21 protein-coding genes are annotated in these 18,027 nt (G+C 49.1%); 8 read left to right on the top strand and 13 right to left on the bottom strand.

Annotated features, from left to right (window positions below; genetic code table 11):
- Both WMO17_RS12355 and WMO17_RS12360 read left to right on the top strand, forming a co-directional pair.
- Nucleotides 1-294, top strand: a 294-nt coding sequence (locus WMO17_RS12355) for a sigma factor (protein WP_349138245.1), incomplete at its 5' end; no start/stop codon positions are given.
- A 71-nt stretch (nt 295-365) separates the two neighbouring features.
- Nucleotides 366-800 (top strand): helix-turn-helix domain-containing protein, encoded by a 435-nt coding sequence (locus tag WMO17_RS12360; RefSeq protein ID WP_097774722.1) that lies wholly within the window; start codon nt 366-368, stop codon nt 798-800.
- 122 nt (nt 801-922) lie between these two features.
- Here WMO17_RS12360 and WMO17_RS12365 read toward each other — a convergent pair whose 3' ends face one another.
- The 6 genes from WMO17_RS12365 to WMO17_RS12390 form a co-directional block, all read right to left on the bottom strand.
- Nucleotides 923-2,008, bottom strand: coding sequence for a hypothetical protein (locus WMO17_RS12365; RefSeq protein WP_349138246.1), 1,086 nt, complete (start codon nt 2,006-2,008; stop codon nt 923-925).
- Nucleotides 2,009-2,328: 320 nt separating this feature from the next.
- On the bottom strand, nt 2,329-2,565 hold the full coding sequence (locus WMO17_RS12370) for a hypothetical protein (protein ID WP_005922522.1): 237 nt from the start codon (nt 2,563-2,565) through the stop codon (nt 2,329-2,331).
- Nucleotides 2,566-2,625: 60 nt separating this feature from the next.
- Complete coding sequence (locus WMO17_RS12375; RefSeq protein WP_217210187.1) at nt 2,626-3,009, bottom strand: type II toxin-antitoxin system PemK/MazF family toxin; 384 nt, start codon at nt 3,007-3,009, stop codon at nt 2,626-2,628.
- 100 nt (nt 3,010-3,109) lie between these two features.
- Entirely contained in the window at nt 3,110-3,466 is a 357-nt protein-coding gene (locus WMO17_RS12380; RefSeq protein ID WP_349138247.1) for a (deoxy)nucleoside triphosphate pyrophosphohydrolase, read from the bottom strand.
- Nucleotides 3,467-3,487: 21 nt separating this feature from the next.
- Entirely contained in the window at nt 3,488-4,681 is a 1,194-nt protein-coding gene (locus WMO17_RS12385; RefSeq protein WP_349138248.1) for a Fic family protein, read from the bottom strand.
- A gap of 138 nt (nt 4,682-4,819) precedes the next feature.
- Nucleotides 4,820-5,131, bottom strand: coding sequence for an NUDIX domain-containing protein (locus WMO17_RS12390; protein WP_349138250.1), 312 nt, complete (start codon nt 5,129-5,131; stop codon nt 4,820-4,822).
- Nucleotides 5,132-5,202: 71 nt separating this feature from the next.
- Between WMO17_RS12390 and WMO17_RS12395 the strand changes: the two genes are divergently transcribed.
- The 4 genes from WMO17_RS12395 to WMO17_RS12410 all read left to right on the top strand — a co-directional run bounded on the left by WMO17_RS12395 (nt 5,203) and on the right by WMO17_RS12410 (nt 9,565).
- Nucleotides 5,203-6,375 carry a hypothetical protein gene (locus WMO17_RS12395; RefSeq protein WP_349138251.1) on the top strand — a complete coding sequence of 391 codons (1,173 nt, stop codon included), beginning with the start codon at nt 5,203-5,205 and terminating at the stop codon, nt 6,373-6,375.
- 118 nt (nt 6,376-6,493) lie between these two features.
- A complete protein-coding gene (locus WMO17_RS12400) occupies nt 6,494-7,387 on the top strand; it encodes a hypothetical protein (protein WP_097801779.1) in 894 nt (297 codons plus the stop codon).
- A gap of 20 nt (nt 7,388-7,407) precedes the next feature.
- Nucleotides 7,408-9,246 (top strand): P-loop NTPase fold protein, encoded by a 1,839-nt coding sequence (locus tag WMO17_RS12405; RefSeq protein ID WP_294648200.1) that lies wholly within the window; start codon nt 7,408-7,410, stop codon nt 9,244-9,246.
- 4 nt (nt 9,247-9,250) lie between these two features.
- A complete protein-coding gene (locus WMO17_RS12410; RefSeq protein WP_349138252.1) occupies nt 9,251-9,565 on the top strand; it encodes a DUF3847 domain-containing protein in 315 nt (104 codons plus the stop codon).
- A 331-nt stretch (nt 9,566-9,896) separates the two neighbouring features.
- Here the strand turns inward: WMO17_RS12410 and WMO17_RS12415 are convergent, their stop codons facing one another.
- Nucleotides 9,897-10,709 (bottom strand): PD-(D/E)XK nuclease family transposase, encoded by an 813-nt coding sequence (locus tag WMO17_RS12415; RefSeq protein ID WP_158388373.1) that lies wholly within the window; start codon nt 10,707-10,709, stop codon nt 9,897-9,899.
- A 99-nt stretch (nt 10,710-10,808) separates the two neighbouring features.
- Here WMO17_RS12415 and mobQ point away from each other — a divergent pair, with 99 nt between their 5' ends.
- Both mobQ and WMO17_RS12425 read left to right on the top strand, forming a co-directional pair.
- On the top strand, nt 10,809-12,386 hold the full coding sequence (mobQ, locus tag WMO17_RS12420) for a MobQ family relaxase (RefSeq protein WP_412375946.1): 1,578 nt from the start codon (nt 10,809-10,811) through the stop codon (nt 12,384-12,386).
- Between the two features lie 14 nt (nt 12,387-12,400).
- A complete protein-coding gene (locus WMO17_RS12425; protein ID WP_294649065.1) occupies nt 12,401-12,574 on the top strand; it encodes a hypothetical protein in 174 nt (57 codons plus the stop codon).
- Nucleotides 12,575-12,627: 53 nt separating this feature from the next.
- On the opposite strand, the gene WMO17_RS12430 is transcribed toward WMO17_RS12425, so the two are convergent.
- The 6 genes from WMO17_RS12430 to WMO17_RS12455 form a co-directional block, all read right to left on the bottom strand.
- On the bottom strand, nt 12,628-13,119 hold the full coding sequence (locus WMO17_RS12430) for an HD domain-containing protein (RefSeq protein WP_097774717.1): 492 nt from the start codon (nt 13,117-13,119) through the stop codon (nt 12,628-12,630).
- A 52-nt stretch (nt 13,120-13,171) separates the two neighbouring features.
- Nucleotides 13,172-13,432, bottom strand: a complete 261-nt coding sequence (locus tag WMO17_RS12435) for a hypothetical protein (protein WP_097774716.1) — start codon at nt 13,430-13,432, stop codon at nt 13,172-13,174.
- A 156-nt stretch (nt 13,433-13,588) separates the two neighbouring features.
- The gene (gene ade, locus WMO17_RS12440; RefSeq protein ID WP_349138254.1) at nt 13,589-15,328 is read right to left on the bottom strand and encodes an adenine deaminase; all 1,740 of its coding nucleotides are present in this window, start codon (nt 15,326-15,328) and stop codon (nt 13,589-13,591) included.
- Nucleotides 15,329-15,500: 172 nt separating this feature from the next.
- On the bottom strand, nt 15,501-16,535 hold the full coding sequence (locus tag WMO17_RS12445) for an alcohol dehydrogenase (protein WP_349138255.1): 1,035 nt from the start codon (nt 16,533-16,535) through the stop codon (nt 15,501-15,503).
- Between the two features lie 107 nt (nt 16,536-16,642).
- On the bottom strand, nt 16,643-17,500 hold the full coding sequence (locus WMO17_RS12450; protein ID WP_005946315.1) for a YitT family protein: 858 nt from the start codon (nt 17,498-17,500) through the stop codon (nt 16,643-16,645).
- A 248-nt stretch (nt 17,501-17,748) separates the two neighbouring features.
- Nucleotides 17,749-18,027: Hsp20/alpha crystallin family protein (locus WMO17_RS12455; RefSeq protein ID WP_349138256.1), on the bottom strand; the 279-nt coding region annotated here is incomplete at its 5' end.

An 18,027-nucleotide genomic window follows, 5' to 3' on the forward strand; every position in this document is an offset into this window, starting at 1 on the left:
ATCGTAAAAAAATACTACGCCCTGCCCGGCGATCAGGACGACCTTATTTCCATCGGCACCATCGGCCTGATGAAAGCGGTGGATACTTTCGACTCTGACCGTCGGGCACGCTTTTCCACCTACGCCAGCCGGTGCATTGAAAATGCTATCCTCTCCCCAGCGCACTTTCAGATGGAAAAGAGAACCCACTCATTTTTCAAAGCAGCGCAAATGCGTCAAAATGGGTTTTCTGGGCTCAGGAAAGCGGTCACCTTTTTCTACTTCAAAAGGTATCATGTGAGGGTTGTGGTCTAACCCCTCTATACATCTTGCAGGTAACTTTGGCAGGCCCCCGCACTACCGTAGAGGCGCAGGCGTTCTACCGTATGTACCATTCTTACGCCGGCATCCCGGACCCCTGGGACCGTCTGCGTTGGTGCCGCTATGGTCTTGACCTGCTGCAAAAAGAGGTTGCTGCCATGGTGGGCATGGAGGAATGGCTCTATCGGGATCTGGAAAGCGGCGCATTTCACCGCAGCTTCACGCCCGAACTTGCGGACAAGCTCGCCGCCCTTTACGGCATCCCGGTGGAGGATATTCTGGACGACTACACCCTGTTTCTGCACCGGGGCGGAGGAGCCTTCCTCCGCAGATACCGGGAGGCAAAAGGCTGGAACCGTCAGCAGCTTGCCGACCACGCAAAGGTCAGCCGGACAAGCATCCGCTGCTGGGAAAGCGGGCAAAAGACCATCAGTCAGAAGTGCTTTTGCCATCTGGTGGAAAACCTTGGTTCCGATTTTCCATCTATGCTTCGTATGTGAGGTATGGTAATTTTTCTCCGGTCAAACGAAAAAGCTCGTCTGCAAGCCACGATATGTGGCAGCGCAGACGGGCTTTCGTTATGGAATCATTCTGTTTCAATTATTCTGATATTCGCTCTGACTTACATGGCGTTCCGTAAAACACGCAGTCGTTCTTCAAACATTGCTTTCCATGCCGGATGCTCGGAGAATACGGTGTGCTCCACCTGACGGACTTGGTTCAGTCCGATGTTCCGCACCGCTTCCACTGCAGCATCTTTTTGGCTCAGATGGCGTTTTCCCACGGTCAGACAGTTTGCGCCTTCTGGCGTGTCGTACTGCTGAAACGCCCGGTTGAAGTCCATCAGGTCATGCAGACGGATGGGCTGATTGGTTTCGTTGTCTACCAGCAGACCCCAATTTTCCCAATGACGGTCGGTATTGCCCACCAGATAATCCAGAATGTTCATCATATAGTAGCCGGGAGCATCCAACTCTAAGATCTTATCCAGCGTGTTCCAATCATGGTTCGTGCAGTAGACGTCATAGGCTGCATAGGTCACAAGACTGTATCGCTGAGATGTCATGATTTTGCTGATAGAAACCGGCTCATTTTCAAACATTCCCTGCTCATACAGTACCTGATGGCAGTCAAAGCACCGGCAGATTTTGCTTGCCAGCACTTCACGTTCCACCGCTTCCCTGCCACCATCCTTGTAAAGATAGAAGCCATCCTCTTTTCGCACCCACGCCTTGGGGTACAAGCCGCCCGTAGACAGGTCATTTGCCAGAAGATGGGCGTTTGTCACCGTCATTTGGTGCCCCCGCAGCGCAATATCCACAAGCGCATTGCTTAAGGAGTGTGCAAAAAGGTTGATATCCTCGAATCGAATCTTCTCGTTTTCTTCTTTCACCCAGAACACATCCAGCAAAGACAGACAATGGTAGGATAATGCAATCTGTGCTCGTTCCCTGTCCGTAACACTCTGAGATGCACCGATACTGTTCAGGATTTCCTTGGCGTAGGTGCGATCCAACGTCAACATCCGGGAGGCGCACCAATAGTAAAAGTTCGTTACATTATTGATGCGCTCGTCAAAATCATCCGATTCCACCAGAACCAGATCATAGGGCATGAAATCCTCGAGGCAGACCCTGCATTCCCCTGTCGTGCTGAGTTGTGCCACACAGCTTTCCCGGTGCATGATCTCGTAAAACATGATTTTCATCCCTCCCTGCGTTCTGTGTCTTGCTCTGTATTTATATTACCTTCTTTTTTCACGGGACGCAAGAGCTTTTACTTTTCAAAAAGCTTTTTCTGCTGCTCCATCAGGACGGTTTCGATACGCTCTTTCAGCAAAAAGCGGAACTGTTTTGCGTGTTATGCAGTGTCATAGGATACCATATTGGCCGCCAACAATCAATGATTTTTTTGTCAGCAAAATTCCAAAAACTTATGTAACACAAAAAGCCCCACGCTCAACACTGCCTCTGAATCTGACCGTCTCTGGTCAGAGCAGAAAAGCATATGTTGAGCGTGGGGCTTTGTTTATCGGCTCGGCTGCCAGCCGGGCTTTTGGTGTTCTTTGGGTTTGTAGGTTCCTTTGGTAGTATCGATCACCGCCTGCAGCAATTCGAGCTTCTGCCATGTGGGGCAGTTCAGACGGTCGATTTTTTCGATCACATAGTTGGCGTGGGCGGTTGCGACCCGTTTTCCGAGTTCGTCCCATCCCTCTTTCGTTTTGGGGTAATGTACCACCACTTCAATGGGGGCACTCTTTCGCATGGCTCACTCACCTCCGATTACATCACTATCACCTCATTTTTACGGGTTACTGGTTGTCCGCTATTCGCTGCGGTTTCCGCTCAGAACGTTCAGAGCCAGACTGACCAGCAAAGCCATATCAATGCGGAGCATTTCAGCCTTGCTGGCATAGCCCATAAAGCGTTCGATGCGGGATTTATCGATCGTGAAGATCTGCTCCAGAAGAATCATGGACGGTTCTTCAAAGGCCGGGTTAGAATCCACCAGCACATGGGTGGGCTGTTTTTTCTTCTTTTCCGTCCGGGTGGTAACAGTTGCAACGATCAATGTAGGCGAATGACGGTTTCCAATGTTGTTCTGCAGAACTACCACAGGGCGTTTCCCGCCCTGTTCCGAGCCGATATGCGGCTCCATGTCTGCATAGTAGATGTCCCCTCTGAGATATCTCCAATTGTTCGGTAACATAAAAATCCCCGTGGAATGAAACGCCCTCATAGCCAAGAAGATTTACGAATCCTCTCAACTATGAGGGCATTGTTTTTATTCGTGCGGTTCCATGGTCAGATTATGCTGCAAAATTCAAGTGAGTCACTTTTTCTTTACCATTGAGCTTCTGATAACATCCAAAATGGTCCGATCCGCCGGAAACCACTTCACACCAGAAGCAGTCCATGGAAAGATGAAACGCCGGATAATCGTACTCGATTGTCCCAATTAAATCCCCCACGGTGATTTCCGTGTCCAGTTCTTCTTCGATTTCCCGCTTCAGAGCCTGCTGCGGGGTTTCGCCCGGCTCGATTTTGCCGCCCGGAAACTCCCACTGGCCTTTATAGTCGCCATACCCGCGGGCAGTGGCGTAGATTTTGCGCTTTTCCTGCATGGAGTCGCAGATCACAGCGGCCACAACACGAATCGTTTTCATAACGTTCCCCTTTTGGATTCATTATAATGGCCGACCGTCAGAAGTACCACCGACACGATAGAACACCCTGTTTCCTGCTTTTCTTGCAGTAAGCAGCCCCATCTCATGGAATTTCATCACAAACGTCCGAATGGTTGCATACGCAGCGTTTCGGAAATCCTTTTCCAGCTGCTTTGTGGTAAACTCCTCTGCACCATAAGCAGACAGAACATACTCCCAGAGCAGCCGTTCTTTTTCTGTGATTTTTCCTTCCGTAAGAGCAGTTTGATATACCTCAAGATCAGTTTTCGACGGGACTGCATCCACCTGCAGGCGGTTATAGACCTCATTGCAGAAGTAGAACAGAAAGGGAGTCACATCCGTATAGCCGGAAATCAGAGCATTTCTCTCCACGCGTTCGTAGGCTTTGTAATATGCGTCCCTGTTTTCAGCGATGTATCGGGAAAACGGCGTGAACAGTGCCGCAGGATAGCCCTGCTGAACAAGATACCAGAGGTGGAATAGCCGTGCAGTGCGTCCATTCCCGTCAAAATAGGGGTGGTAGTATGCAAAAGCAAAGTGCAGAATGGCAGCCTTATGCAGCTCATTGATGCCGTCATTGGCATTCGCAAAATCGACAAGACATTTCATGGCACCGGGAAGCCGCTCTGCCGGAAGTCCCGGTCTGGGTTCTTCACCGCCCACAACAAAAACCTCGCCATGCCGATAAAAGTGGTTTGGCAGTAATCGATCTTCATCCGGGAGATAATCCCCTGTGCTGATCTGATATAGGTAATGCAGATTCTCCTCGGTGATCGTATTCTGACGATTCGCGATAAACTCCAGTCCGCGCTTCATACCATAGATGCGGGCTTCTTGTTCATCACGAGGGGCATAACCATCGAGGATATAACGGATACTGCTGCGGGTCGAGCGGATACTTTCAATTTGAAAAGTAGCATAAATTTCCTCGGTCATCGCCGACAAACCGAAGTTTTGTCCACTGACAGGGACAGAGAGCAACTGCTTCATACCATTTGTTGAAATTTGCGCGAGGTTCGGCAGGTAAAACAGCTTATTTCCAGAAAAATCAGTCAACGGCAGAGGCTGCGCAAAGTTTTGCCGCAGCAATTCGGCAAATTCTTTGACGCTGACAGTCGAGTACTTGTATTCCATCCGATTGAGTTCAAACAAATGCTTATCTGAAAGCATTTTGGCAAACTGTGCCCCATCCATTCTGTCCACCTCGCAGTTGATACTTATTGATACTACATAGTATCAATATACCGATTCTTTATAAAAAAGTCAACCGAAACAGGCCGAACCAACTTTTTTCCATACTCCCCGTCAAAATTCTCGTGGTTCCGTCACGAATCACATCTCCATCGGCTTATTCCCCACTTCGTCCAGATACGCATTCAAAAATTCCGCTGCAAGGCTGTTGGGACGGATGTTTTCTCTGGCTTCCTGCGGGGTGAACCACTTGCAGCGGTCCACTTCGTGGTTGATATGCAGCGCCTTTGCGGTTCTGACGAAAGCCGTAAAGTTGCACATCAGCGTGTTGGACGGCTCAAAAAACTTGGTACGGTTGAACCGGAGGTGCTCTACTTCCAACCCGGTTTCTTCCCGGACTTCCCGCACCACGGCGTGTTCTTCTGCCTCACCGCGGTTCACATATCCAGCCACCAGAATATAAGAGGGCTTGCCGTACTGCTGGATAAGCAGAATTTTCCCGGTTTCCTCATGATGGCAGTTCCATGCGGCAGATCAACGCCGGGGATATTCTCGACATTGCTATGGCTGGCACCTCTGCCACCCTGCTGGCAAAGCGCTGGGAAAGCGTACTTCTGGTGAACGTGGACAATGAGACCCTCTCCCGCCTCATTGCCAACAAGGAGGCCATGGATGCTCTGATGAAGATCGAAGGCTTCCGCAGCCTGAACTCGGACATCGAAACCATCATCGCAAAGTCCGAAAAGGTGAAAAAGGCGAAGAAGGAAGGCACCAAAGACCTTACCCCGAAGCAGAAGAAGGAGCTTTCGGACGAGGAAAAAGAGTACAAGTCCAAGCGCAAGCAGATTCAGGAAAAACTCATCAAGTTCGCCACCCGCATTCCGGTGTTCATGTATCTGACGGACTACCGGGAGCGCTGCCTGAAGGATGTGATCACCCAGTTGGAGCCGGGCTTGTTCAAGAAGGTCACCGGTCTGTCGGTGAAGGACTTTGAGTTGCTGGTATCGCTGGGTGTATTCAACGATTCCCTGATGAACGATGCTGTGTACAAATTCAAGCGGTACGAAGATGCCAGTTTGAGCTACACCGGCATTAATCGTCACGATGGCGAGGATCGTGGCGGCTGGGATACGGTGCTCTCGGATGCCGACTACAACAAGATGTTTACCTTGCAGCAGGCATCTATGGAAGCCCCTGCGCCCGCTCCGGATGACCTGCCCGCAAAGCCCTATTTCACCCCGGACGAGGACGAGCCGAAACCGGCTCCTGCAAAGAAGCCTGCGCCACAGCCCGCAAAGCCCATCATCAGCTATGGCGGTTTTACGCCCAAAACCAACACGGCGCAAAACACGCAGGCTTCCGGCAGCAAAATCCACAAACCGAGCAACAGCTATACACCTTGCCCGGTTTCCGGTACCCCCGGCAACTTTACACCCCGCCCGGTGAGTTCGAGTGGCAGCATTGGAGCTGTAAAGCCGAGCTTTGGTCTGAACAGCCAGCCAGCCGCTCAGCCAAAACCGCCTGCCAAGGTGGATGTTTCCAAAATCAAGGTTGGTGTCAAGGTCAAGCATAAGGCGTTTGGCGTTGGCACGGTAGCAGCCATCCAGCCCGATATGGTCACGGTACGCTTTGGCAGCGTAGAAAAGAAATTCCTGCTGCCTGCGGCGATCGTGCAGGGGTATTTGATGTTAATCTAAAACCAGATAAGTGCATAAATGAAGCCTCGGTCTGTAAAAATGATAGACCGAGGCTTTTTTATTGATAAATCGATAATGTTCGACTATAATTAAGAAAATACATAAAGAGGGTGCTAAGATGGCAGAAAAGAAATTCATCCCGGTAAAGGTAACAGACCGAGAGTGGGCCGAAAAACTTTTAGATGGAGAAGTGTTTATGCGGCCACTGTATGAATTTGGCGCATGGAATTTAAAAAAAGAGGACAAACAATTGAATAATAGCTTTCGTGGAGATCTCTGTGAGGGAATGTCTGGCATCTTTGGCGAAGTGGAAGAGTGTCCAATTTATGATAGCTTCGATGAAAACGTAAAGAAATATATAAAGCAGATTTGGTATATCGATGATACTGATATAAAATATTTTAAGATTTTTAGTTTGTATTGTATGGAATATGATCCGTCTACAAATTTTTTTCTAAAGCCAAATCCTAAGATGTGCGAATTCGGAGATACAGCTGTCATCATAGCTGACTATAACGAATTTATCGAACGTTTTGGAAAGGCATTATTTAAGAAATACGATTCTGTAGTTTCAATGATGGATCGCGTCAAATTTTACAATTTTAGAGAAACCAGAGAAACGAATCCGCTGTTTGAAAAACATGAAAAATATTCATATCAGAATGAGCTTCGAATGGCATTTTGTGAATTAAGAGAAAACAAATTTGCAATGGGTATCAATTCTGATACCTCAAAGGAAATCGTTGAAGATCTAACACCTGTAAAACTTCAAATTGGCAATATTAGAGATATTGCCTACGCAATTCCTATTGAAAATTTCTTAAAGCTGTTGATTCCACGATATATACCGCTGCGCTTTCCTATGAGAGAACTCTATGAATCTCAAAGCAATTATGACAAACTCGTTAGTAACACTAGATCCGTTATGAAAAATCACAAGTCACCGTTTGTTCGGCCTATGTTGGTTATAGACGGAAATGCAAGAGTTACAGATGAAGGAATACTTATATAACTAGCAGGTGAGGTTGTGTTATGAATGTAACATCAGAAATAAAAAGCTATATTGAATTAAAAGAGACATGTGGAGCACTTCTTTTAACCGGAAAATGGGGATGCGGCAAATCATATATTATGCATCAACTGGCGGATAGTCTAAATGGAGAAGACCAATATGCTGTAGCGATTGTTTCATTGTTTGGAGTGCAGAGCATTGAAGAACTTGATAAAAAAGTAAAAGAAGCTATCCTATACGTTAGAACCATAAATAAATCAGAAAATGATTCTTCTAGTAAGGTGTCGGCTTTGATAAAAAACGCAAAGAAACTATCGAGTGAGCTAAGCGATGTTTGGCAGGGATTTAGGGGAATCAATGCGGCTCTTTCAATTAATCTATATGACTTTTTTGATATAAAATCAGAACTACTGTGCTTCTCTAAAAACGGAAAGACAATGGTTTCAAAAACACTTGTCCTAGTTTTTGATGATTTTGAGCGTTCAAAGCAGGATAAGACAATATTGCTAGGCACAATTAATAATTATTGTGAAAACAAAAAAATAAAAACAATTTTAATCGCGGATGAAAATCACATTGACGAAGAAGCTTATAAAGAATTTAAAGAAAAAGTAATTTCACATACCATAAAAATAGCAGCAAATTATTCGGAGATTATTCAATGTATTGTTCGAGATTATAAAGAGACTGTCGTTGGATATTGTGCCTTTCTTGAAAAGCATCAGGATACTATTAAAGAAATATTTGGCGAGAGTAAGTCGGATAATCTAAGAACACTTAAAATTTGGCTTACAGATTTCGAACGAGTTTACAAATTATGGATAGAGTTAGATCTTCCGTTAAAGGATATTGATCAGGTCTTTTATAATTTCGGAGCAGTAATGTTTGAATATAAATTGGCAAAGTGTGAACTTGACCGGTATGGACTGGTTGAATTCAAATCGAATGAACGTGCGTATAAGGGTGTTGATATTCAACCTGAACGCACATCGGATAAATATAAACGACTTTCAAGATATAGAAGTTTTGCAATACTAGAAAAATGGATAGTATCGGGCGAATGGGATGAGGAGACTGTAAAAATCAATCTTTGCGCACCGTACAGAAAAATTCCGATTAAAGATGAATACTATTTTGTTCAGTCAGACTTTTGGTCGATGACGCAGGACAAAATAAATAAATTTCTCCCACTGACACTTGAATTGGCGTATAAAGGAGATCTATCAGGAGATGAATTGATAAACCTCATTCAAAGAATAAAGGATTTGAAAAAGATGGGTGTAACTATTTCATCTCACATTGACTACGACAGAATATATGATGGACTCTCCATGCGTGGAGAAAAAATAGAATCTGGTGAAATTGTTGAGCCAGAACGTTGGAAATTTATAGAAAATCCAGAGGAACTTTCTCCGGAGGCCAAAAGAGTATATGATGAATTGGAGATGTTACAATATAAGGTAAGCGATTCGCGTTCTCGAAAAGAATACATTGCTTATCTTGAAAGTCCACGAATCCAATTTGAAAATCACTATGTGCATCGTTTGGCAGTATTTGATGATGAATTATATAGTTTGTTTGTGGAAAAGTTCAAAGGTAATGACAATTACAAAAGATTGTACCTTGTTGATAGTTTAAAGGTCTATTTAACAGAGCTGCTCCGGAAGCCTGGCACGGCAGATATTTCCAAAACTATGTGCAACTTAAAAAAACTTAGCGCATGGATTCGGGATCGTAATTTGAATGAAAGAGATGGAGTACGTAAGTATACATATAAGGTTTCGGAAAAAAAGCTTACTGAATTGATCGAAGTAATGATGACAACCTACGAAATAAATATCACTGAAAAAGGAGTTTGATGCCGTGACCCAACCGAAAACCGACCTTGCCTACCTCCGTAGCGAAAAATCCAAAGCAGAGCAGAAGCTGCGCTCTTTCCAGCACCGGGAAAAGTTCCTTGAACGTCAGATGTCAGAGCTGAACCGGAGAGAGCGTGTGCATCGTCTTTGTACCCGTGCCGGAATGCTGGAAAGTTTTCTGGTCTGTCCGGGAGAACTGACCGATGATCAGGTGATGGAACTGCTGAAAATCTCGTTCCGCCAACCTGAAGTCGTGCTGGCACTTGCAAAGATGGTGCATGATGTTCACGAATGCAGCAACGTTCCGAACCCCCTATGAAATAGGGCGCAATTATACACCTCGTCGTCACTTGCTGCGTATCGTTCGCATCTGTGCAAAAAGCACAAATGCTCATTCACTCCGCAGTTCCTCCTCTTCCCCATAAAATCATCTTCGATGCTTTTCCGGGGACCCCTTTGTGTGAAATTGCGGTCTTGCAGACGGCTCGATGAAATCGAAGCTGGCGTTTATGCGCCAGCCCGATTCCATCCCAAGGAAAACTGCATTTTCCTTGCGCTGCTTTGCAGCTGTCCTTTTGCCCGCTACCATAAAACACGCATAGAAAAAGCCGATTGGAAACAGAAACATTTCCAATCGGCTTATCTTTTTGTTAGGCAGATTTCTTTTCAGCTAATGCCCGGACTTCCTCAATTGAAAGGTCGGTGTACTTTGCCACCTTTTCACAAGGCACACCATCTGCCAACATTGCCAATGCGTGTTTGACCGATGTTTCATGCTCGGTTTCATCCCGCATCTTTTCCATAGCTCTGCACATAGCTGCCACTCCCTTCGTGTCTTCTTTGAAATAACGAACCCTCTGTGCCAAAATGGAATAATTCATATCCTTCGAGTTGGTACAGAAAAAGTCGTGCATCAGTTTTCCTAATGCGGTTTCGTCCTTGATTTGTGAGTTCACATAAACGATGTGAGCCTGATCGTTGAAAAACGTTCCCGTTTCCCGAACTGTACGGTCAACATGATAAATTGGAAGGCCGGCCTTTAATACGTCATTTTCAGTGATAAAGATAACGTATGTTTCGTTCAGCGCATCGTAATCATCGCCCGCATCAGTCAAGTTTGCATCCAGCAGACTGCTATTGTACCGTGCGCGCTTTTCACTAGCACCACGGTCACTGCGCTGCACCTCAATATTATATGCACGGTTTTCCCGATCCACTGCCAAAATATCCAATCGGACTGAACGCCCTTGCAGATTTTTGATGCTGTACTGGCCGTGAACCTCTTTGACGGTCAAATCATCCCGTTTCAAGATGATCTGCAAAAGAAACTCAGCACAGGCACGTTCTTCAAACACCGCAGCCATGAAATCATCATCAATCAACCGCAATCCACGCAACCGCTGCAAATCTTCTTCATGTTTCCGTTCAAAATCCAGTTCCTGTTGTGATTTTCTTTCCGACATTGGCTCACCAGCTTTCTGCTTACTTATCCAAAATAATAGTACCATAATTCCGTGATTTTTACAAGAGAACGATTCAAATGTCATCAGGAGGTGATGCCTATTCCGTGTCCGCATTTCAAAATTACCATCGTTAAGCGCAGCCAAGGGCAGTCCGCTGTTGCCGGGGCCGCTTACCAGAGTGGCGAACGGCTGTTCAGCGAGTACGACCAGAAAACAAAATTCTACAACAAGAAGAAAGAGCTTGTCCACGCCGAGATCATGCTGCCGTCCCATGCGCCGCCCGGATTTGCAGACCGGGCAACCCTCTGGAACGCCGTGGAAGCCGTGGAGAACCAGTGGAACTCCCAGCTTGCCCGGCGCATCGTGCTGGCATTTCCGGTGGAGGTTCCGAAAAAACAGTATCTCTCCATGATAAAAGAATTTTGCAACGAGCAGTTTGTTTTCAAGGGCATGATTGCTGACTTTGCCATCCACGACAAGGGAGATGGCAACCCACACGCCCACATTCTGCTGACGCTCCGGGCAATGGATGAACACGGCAAATGGCTTCCAAAAGCCAGAAAGGTCTACGACCTTGACGAGAACGGTGAGCGCATCCGGCTCCCCTCCGGCAACTGGAAGTGCCACAAGGAAAACACAGTGGACTGGAACGACCAGAAGTACGCCGAGGTCTGGCGGCATAGCTGGGAAACTATCACCAACCGCTATCTGGAAGCTGCTGGCAGACCGGAACGTGTTGACCTGCGCTCCTTTGAGCGGCAGGGCATCCAGCAGATACCGACCGTCCACCTCGGCCCTGCTGCACACCAGATGGAAAAACGAGGAATCGAAACATTTCTCGGAGATCTCAACCGGGACATTCGTGCAGCCAACAGCCTGATGCAGTCCATCCGCAGTGCAATTCGTGGTCTGCAACACTGGATCGCAGACTTGAACGAAAAGAAGCAGCTTCTTCTGGACGCTCTGGAAAAGGCGAAAGAACCCACGCTGTCCGATCTGTTGGTAGATTACTTCAATCTCCGCAACGAACAGCGCAGCGATTGGTCTGGCAAGGCAAAACTGAAATGCACTGTCCGAGACTTTGAGGAAGTCAAACGGGCGGTGGACTATTTGAAGGCCCATTTCCTGAACACAGCTGAGGACTTGAACCAAGCCATTGACAGCTTAAACCAGACCGCTGCTCCTCTCCGCAGGCAGCTGAAGCAGAACGAAAACCGTATGCGGGCAATCGCCCAGATCAAGGACGCTGCCGCCGTCAATGCCAAGCTGAAGCCCATCCATGATGCCTTTATGAAGAAGAACTTCAAGCTGACCAAGGACGCTTACGCCGCCCAGCACAAGGAGGAACTGGACACGTTCAACAAAGCTGTCCGCACTCTGATGAAGCTGAACGGCAGCACAGCGGTGGACTTTTCGGCATTGGATGCCGAATTTTCTGCGCTGCAATCTGGCAGCGCAGAACTGCGTACCAAACTGGAAGCCTTGCAACCGGACGTCTCTGCCCTGAAAAATATCCGCAAGTATATCGACATGGTGCTGAATAAGCAACAGCTTTCCGCACCGGACGGCAAGATCCCGGAGAAGGAATCGGTGCTGAAAAAGTTGAACGATAGCAAGGCAGCGCTTGGACAGAAAAAATTACAGCCCCAGCAAAAGGCAACTGAACACACATTGTAAAAGGAGAAGCACAAATGAGCAAAACTATCACTCTGACCGAACATCGCCCCGCTGACGGACTGTTGACCATGCGAGTCAGAAACACAACTTACAACGTCAACATCTTTTTCAATCCGAATGCAACGAGCACATTGGATACTCAAATGCGAAAAATCATCCAAAAAGAAGCGAAAGCTGGCAATTTTTAAATTTGCAGCAGCATCTTGATTTTTTATCTTGACAAAATGCAGCCCAATCATTTTTACACTCCAAACACTGTTTTCGTCAGCCGGATACCTGCTGCCGTCTTCATCGTATGTTCCATAAAGGTTCGGATTGCCTGCTGGTCGTACCCGCTTTCGGACGCATTGACGATATAATCTGCCTCAATCAGAATCTGATAGTCAATGCCGTTGACCTGCGCCGGACTATGGTGGTGCCCTACCAGATAGGCCACCCGGTCGATCTGTGCCGCTGTCATGCCGGTATCCGCCAAGAACTCCCGCACCAGCGGGGCACCCTCCTGCTCCTGATATTTACCATTGGTGTTGCCGTACTTTTTGCGGCAGAGCGGGCAGGCGATATCGTGGGTGATGGCCGCCACCTCCAGAATAAACTGCGTGTCTGCGTCCAGCCCCTCCAGCTCACCAATGGTTTTGGCATAGGTCCACACGCAGCTCAGGTGCGTGATGTCATGGATATTCCCTTCGGAAAAGGCGATCATCTTTTCCATGATCTGTGCAATGGTCATCATTTGTTTCACTCCCGTTTTTAATACTTAAATGTTCACCTTGATAAACGCGAACTTATTCTTCAAATTTTTTATGACACTTTGGACATTCTTTAGGGATCGGCCTATAACCAACAAGCGAGCAACCGCAATAAGGACATTTCATCATGGTGAGATGATATACAATACCACCAACAGCAACCATTGCACCGATTAGCAGGCATAGGTTTACTCTGTACTCCTTTGCCGTCATTGCTCCTATTACTGCGAGCAATATTCCTATCATCAAAATGATCCAAGAAATGGCAGCCTGCTTTTGTGGGCTATTGTTTTTCATATAATCACACCCCTCCACAAATTCCGATTTATCAAATAAGAATTTCCGTCAATTTTTCTCTTGATGCGGCTCGTTTCTAAGAGTAGGAACGAACTGTTCTGTTGCCGGAGACGGACCATTCAGGTCGATCTCCGGCAGTATTTTTGTTATCGCGTATTAAAAAGCAGCCGGAACGACTTTCTGCTGCGCTACATCGATGATGCCGTATGTATTCAGTCTGAGTTTTGGAATGACCGGAAGGCTGACGAAGGCGAGGGTCATAAAGATGCCGATATCTTCCGCTACACCATGTGCCTTGAGGGCATCGTTCAGCGCCTGCATTTTCGCCGCAACGCTCTCTGCGCTTTCGGTGCTCATCAATCCGGCCACCGGAAGCGCAAGTTCTGCCACAACCTGTCCATCTGCCACAAACGCAAGTCCGCCTTTGTTTTTCCGCACAGTGTTGCCGGCCAACATCATGTCGGCATCGTTGTCCCCTGCCACAATCAGGTTATGGGAATCATGTGCGATGCTCGATGCAACGGCTCCGCATTTCAGGCTGAAGTTTCCTAAAAAGCCAACGCCCACATGGCCGGAGTGATGATGCCGCTCAAAAACGGCCAGTTTTACGATGTTGTGTTCCGGGTCCACACCGGGAGCTTTGCCCGGATGCCGTTGGAACGGGATGATTTTTTCCTCCGTAAGCAGCTCGCCCCGGTTCAGGCAGATGACACGCTCCTGCTCCCCGCTTTCCCGAAGTTCCAGGTCCTGCAGTGTGATCTCATCCAGATTAAAGGAATCCATAACGTGGGAAAATCTCACACGGTCGATGTCAAGCGGTGCGGGTTTCAGCGTTTTTCCGTGCTCGGCCACCAGCGTGCCATTCTTGTAAACCTGTTCGACCATAAAGGATTCCAGATCAGAAACCACAACCAGATCTGCCCGGTACCCCGGTGCTACGGCACCGCGCTGCTTGAACCCAAAATACTGTGCCGGGACCAGCGTTGCCATTTTGACGGCCACTGCTGGGTCTGCGCCCAGCCGGATCGCTTTACGGATGTTGGAATCGATGTGTCCGCTGTCCAGCAGGTCACCGGGGTGCTTATCATCTGTCACCAGCATACAGCGGCTGCAATAGGGCTCCCGGAACAGCGGCATCAGGGCCTCCATATTTTTGGCAGCCGTTCCTTCCCGGACCATGATGTATTGTCCGCGCCGGAGTTTTTCCATGGCTTCCTCGATGTTGGAGCACTCGTGATCGGACTGAACGCCTGCCGCAATATAAGCATTCAGGTCCTTAGCGCTCAAAAGCGGCGCATGGCCATCCACGATCTTTCCCGCTTCGGTGCAGTCGCGGATCTTCTGCAGGATCTTCGGGTCACAGCGCACCGTTCCATAGGCATTCATCAGCTCCGCAAGCCCCAGCACGCGGGGATCGCCGTAGTAAGGCCGCAGCTGTTCTGCGTTCAGCACCGCACCGGATTCATCCAGATCCGTAGCCGGAACACAGGAGGGCAGCATGAAATAAACCGAAAGGGTCAGATTTTTTGTCGTTTCCAGCATAAAATCCAAGCCTTCCAGCCCCGCAACGTTCGAGATCTCGTGTGGGTCTGTGACCACCGCAGTGGTACCGTGGGGCAGCACTGCCTGCTCGAAAGCCGGACCACAGAGCATGGAGCTTTCGATGTGGATATGCCCATCGATCAGGCCCGGGCAGACATATTTGCCGTGCAGATCAACTTCTTTCCGGCCATGATACGTGCCCACGCCCACGATCGAATTTCCGCTGATGGCAATATCAGCGGTGTCGATCTCATCGGTAAACACATTGACAATTCTGGCATTTTTCAAAACCAGATCAGCCAAAGCACCTCCTCTGCCTGCCGAGATCCGGCGTTTCAGTTCATCGGACTGCATAGAAACATCTCCTCTCTCTGAAGTTCGATTTTCTCACCTGTGGATTGGTTCTGCCATTATTCTACCACGCCTTGCCGCTGCGGAAAAGATGTCGGGAAACAAAAATGGCCCCGGAGGGCTTGTTACAGCTCTCCGGGGCCACTTTATGTGCGTTGTGCCTTGGCGCAGACCGTCAGCACTCCACTGCCACCTTGATCACGCCGTCCCGTTTCTTTTCAAACAGCTCGTAGCCCTCTGCGATCCGGCGCAGGGGGTAGGTGTGGGTGATGAGCGGTTCGGTATCGATCTTGCCTTCTGCGATGAGACGCAGCGTTTCTTCACAATCGCAGCCGTCCACGCCGCCGGTCTTGAAGGTAAGGTTTTTGCCGTACATCTCCGGCAGCGGCAGGGTTTGTGCCTTGTCGTACAGCGCCACCACGGTCACGATGGCGTTGGGTCTTGCGCACTCCCACGCCAGCCGGAAGGTGGAGTCTGCCCCTGCCACCTCCAGCACCACATCGGCCCCGCCGTGGTCGCTGTGGGCACGCACAAAGGCGGCGCAGTCCTCCGGCTGCACGGTGAGCACCTGCGGGTAGTGCCGACGGATGAACTGCAGGCGGCTTGCGTCCTTTTCACAAACGATGATGCGCTTGGGGCTGTGCAGCATGACGCACAGCAGCGTGCAGATGCCGGTCGGCCCTGCACCGAAGATCAGCACGGTATCCTCGGGGGTGATTTCCGAGATGCGTGCCGCCCAAAAGCCGGTGGCCAGCACATCGCCCACCAGCAGCGCCTGCCGATCGGTAACGCCGTCCGGGATCTTGTTCAGTCCTTGATCCGCAAAGGGCACCCGGACATATTCGGCCTGCCCGCCGTCGATGCGGCAGCCCAGCGCCCAGCCGCCGTTTTGATCGGTGCAGTTGTTCACAAAGCCTTTTTTGCAGAAAAAGCACTCTCCGCAGAAGGTTTCCACATTCACCGTCACCCGGTCGCCGGGCTTTACGTTGGTCACCGCGCTGCCCACTTCTTCCACGATGCCCACCATCTCGTGCCCTACGGTGATGCCGGGCACCGCCCGGGGCACGCTGCCGTGCTTGATGTGCAGGTCGCTGGAGCAGATGCTGGCAAGGGTCACCTTTACAATGGCATCCCGCTCGTGCTGCAGCACCGGCTTTGGTTTTTCCATCAGTTCAAATTTGCCCTCGGAAACATAGGTATAGGTCAGCATGCTTTTTACCTCCACGCGCTTTGATATTTCCGGACTTGAGTATACCACGCAGCTATGGCAAAGAGCAAGCCGCAAAAGGCCCGCCCTTTGCGGCAGCTCTCCGCCGATCAGATCTTGGGCTGATACTGCATGCTGGACACATTGTAAATGGTAACAAAAGCCTTGGGGTCTTCCCGGTTGATAAAGTTCATCAGCTTCTGATATTCGCTCTTGTCCACGATGGTAATGATCTCGTTGTGTTTTTCCAGATTGTATGCACCGATGGCCTCGTACATGGTCGCACCGCTGTGCAGGTCATGGAGGATGAACTGACGCAGCGCCTCCTCTTTTTCGGTGATGATGCAGACGCGGCGTTTGATGCTGTTATCAAAGATGAAATGGTCCAGCACGATGCCGTTGAAGTAAGTACCGAGGATACTCAGCACCACGGTCTTTTTATCGTAGACCAGGGCCGCGGAAAGCGCCACACACATTCCCGACAGAGACATGGCTTTTCCCAATTCCATGTGCAGGTACTTGTTCATGATCTTTGCCACGATATCCAGCCCGCCGGAGGATGCATTGCGGTTGAACAAAATACTCAGCCCGATGCTGACCACCAGAATATAGCACAGCACGTCCAGCTCCTGACTGCCGGTCATCGAGCCGAACTCCGGGAACAGCTTTTCAAACAGCCCCAGAAACACCGGCAGCAGCACACTGGTGTATACGGTCTTTGCGCCAAATTCTCTGCCGCAGGTAAAGAACCCGATGATGAGAAGCACGACGTTCAGGATCATCGTAATGACCGACAAGGGCAGCGGCACAAAATTGGACAGCACGATGCCAAGGCCGGAAATGCTGCTGACGGATGTATGGCTCGGCACCAGAAAAAAGAAAACGCCCGCCGCAATGATCGCCACCGCCCCGGTCAGGACTGCCGTCTCCCTCAGGACTGCGCCGGTCTTTCCTTTTACATCACTCATCTTTGTCCCCCTAAAATCAAATTTGTTTCACCGATCTCCTCATCTTTGTCGATGCGGACAAGGAGCTTACCGCCAAAGCGTTTGTATTCCATAGTGAAGTACCTCCATAAATTCCGAGTTGCTGTTCTCAGTATACCATGATTTTCCCTTGCGGAAAAGATAGCGAAACAAAAATGCCCCCGGAGGGCTTGTTGCGGCTCTCCGGGGGCATCTTATGTGCGTTGTGCCTTGGCGCACACGGTCGGCATTTACTCGATCTCAATCAGGTTCGGGTTCTCAGGCAAAGCCTTCGTCTGCTGAGGAGCAGGCAGCTCGATGTGCAGGACACCATCCTCGAACTTTGCGTGGATGTCTTCCTTCTTCACATCGCCCACGTAGAAACTGCGCGCGCAGATGCCGGAGAAGGATTCGCGCCGCAGATAGCGGCCCTTCTTATCCTTTTCGTCGTTGCTGTGGCTGCGCACTGCCTGAATGGTCAGGTAGCCGTCGTTCAGATCCATCTGAACGTCTTCCTTCTTGCAGCCCGG

It is taken from the genome of Faecalibacterium faecis (assembly GCF_040096475.1).
Lineage (GTDB): Bacteria > Bacillota > Clostridia > Oscillospirales > Ruminococcaceae > Faecalibacterium > Faecalibacterium taiwanense.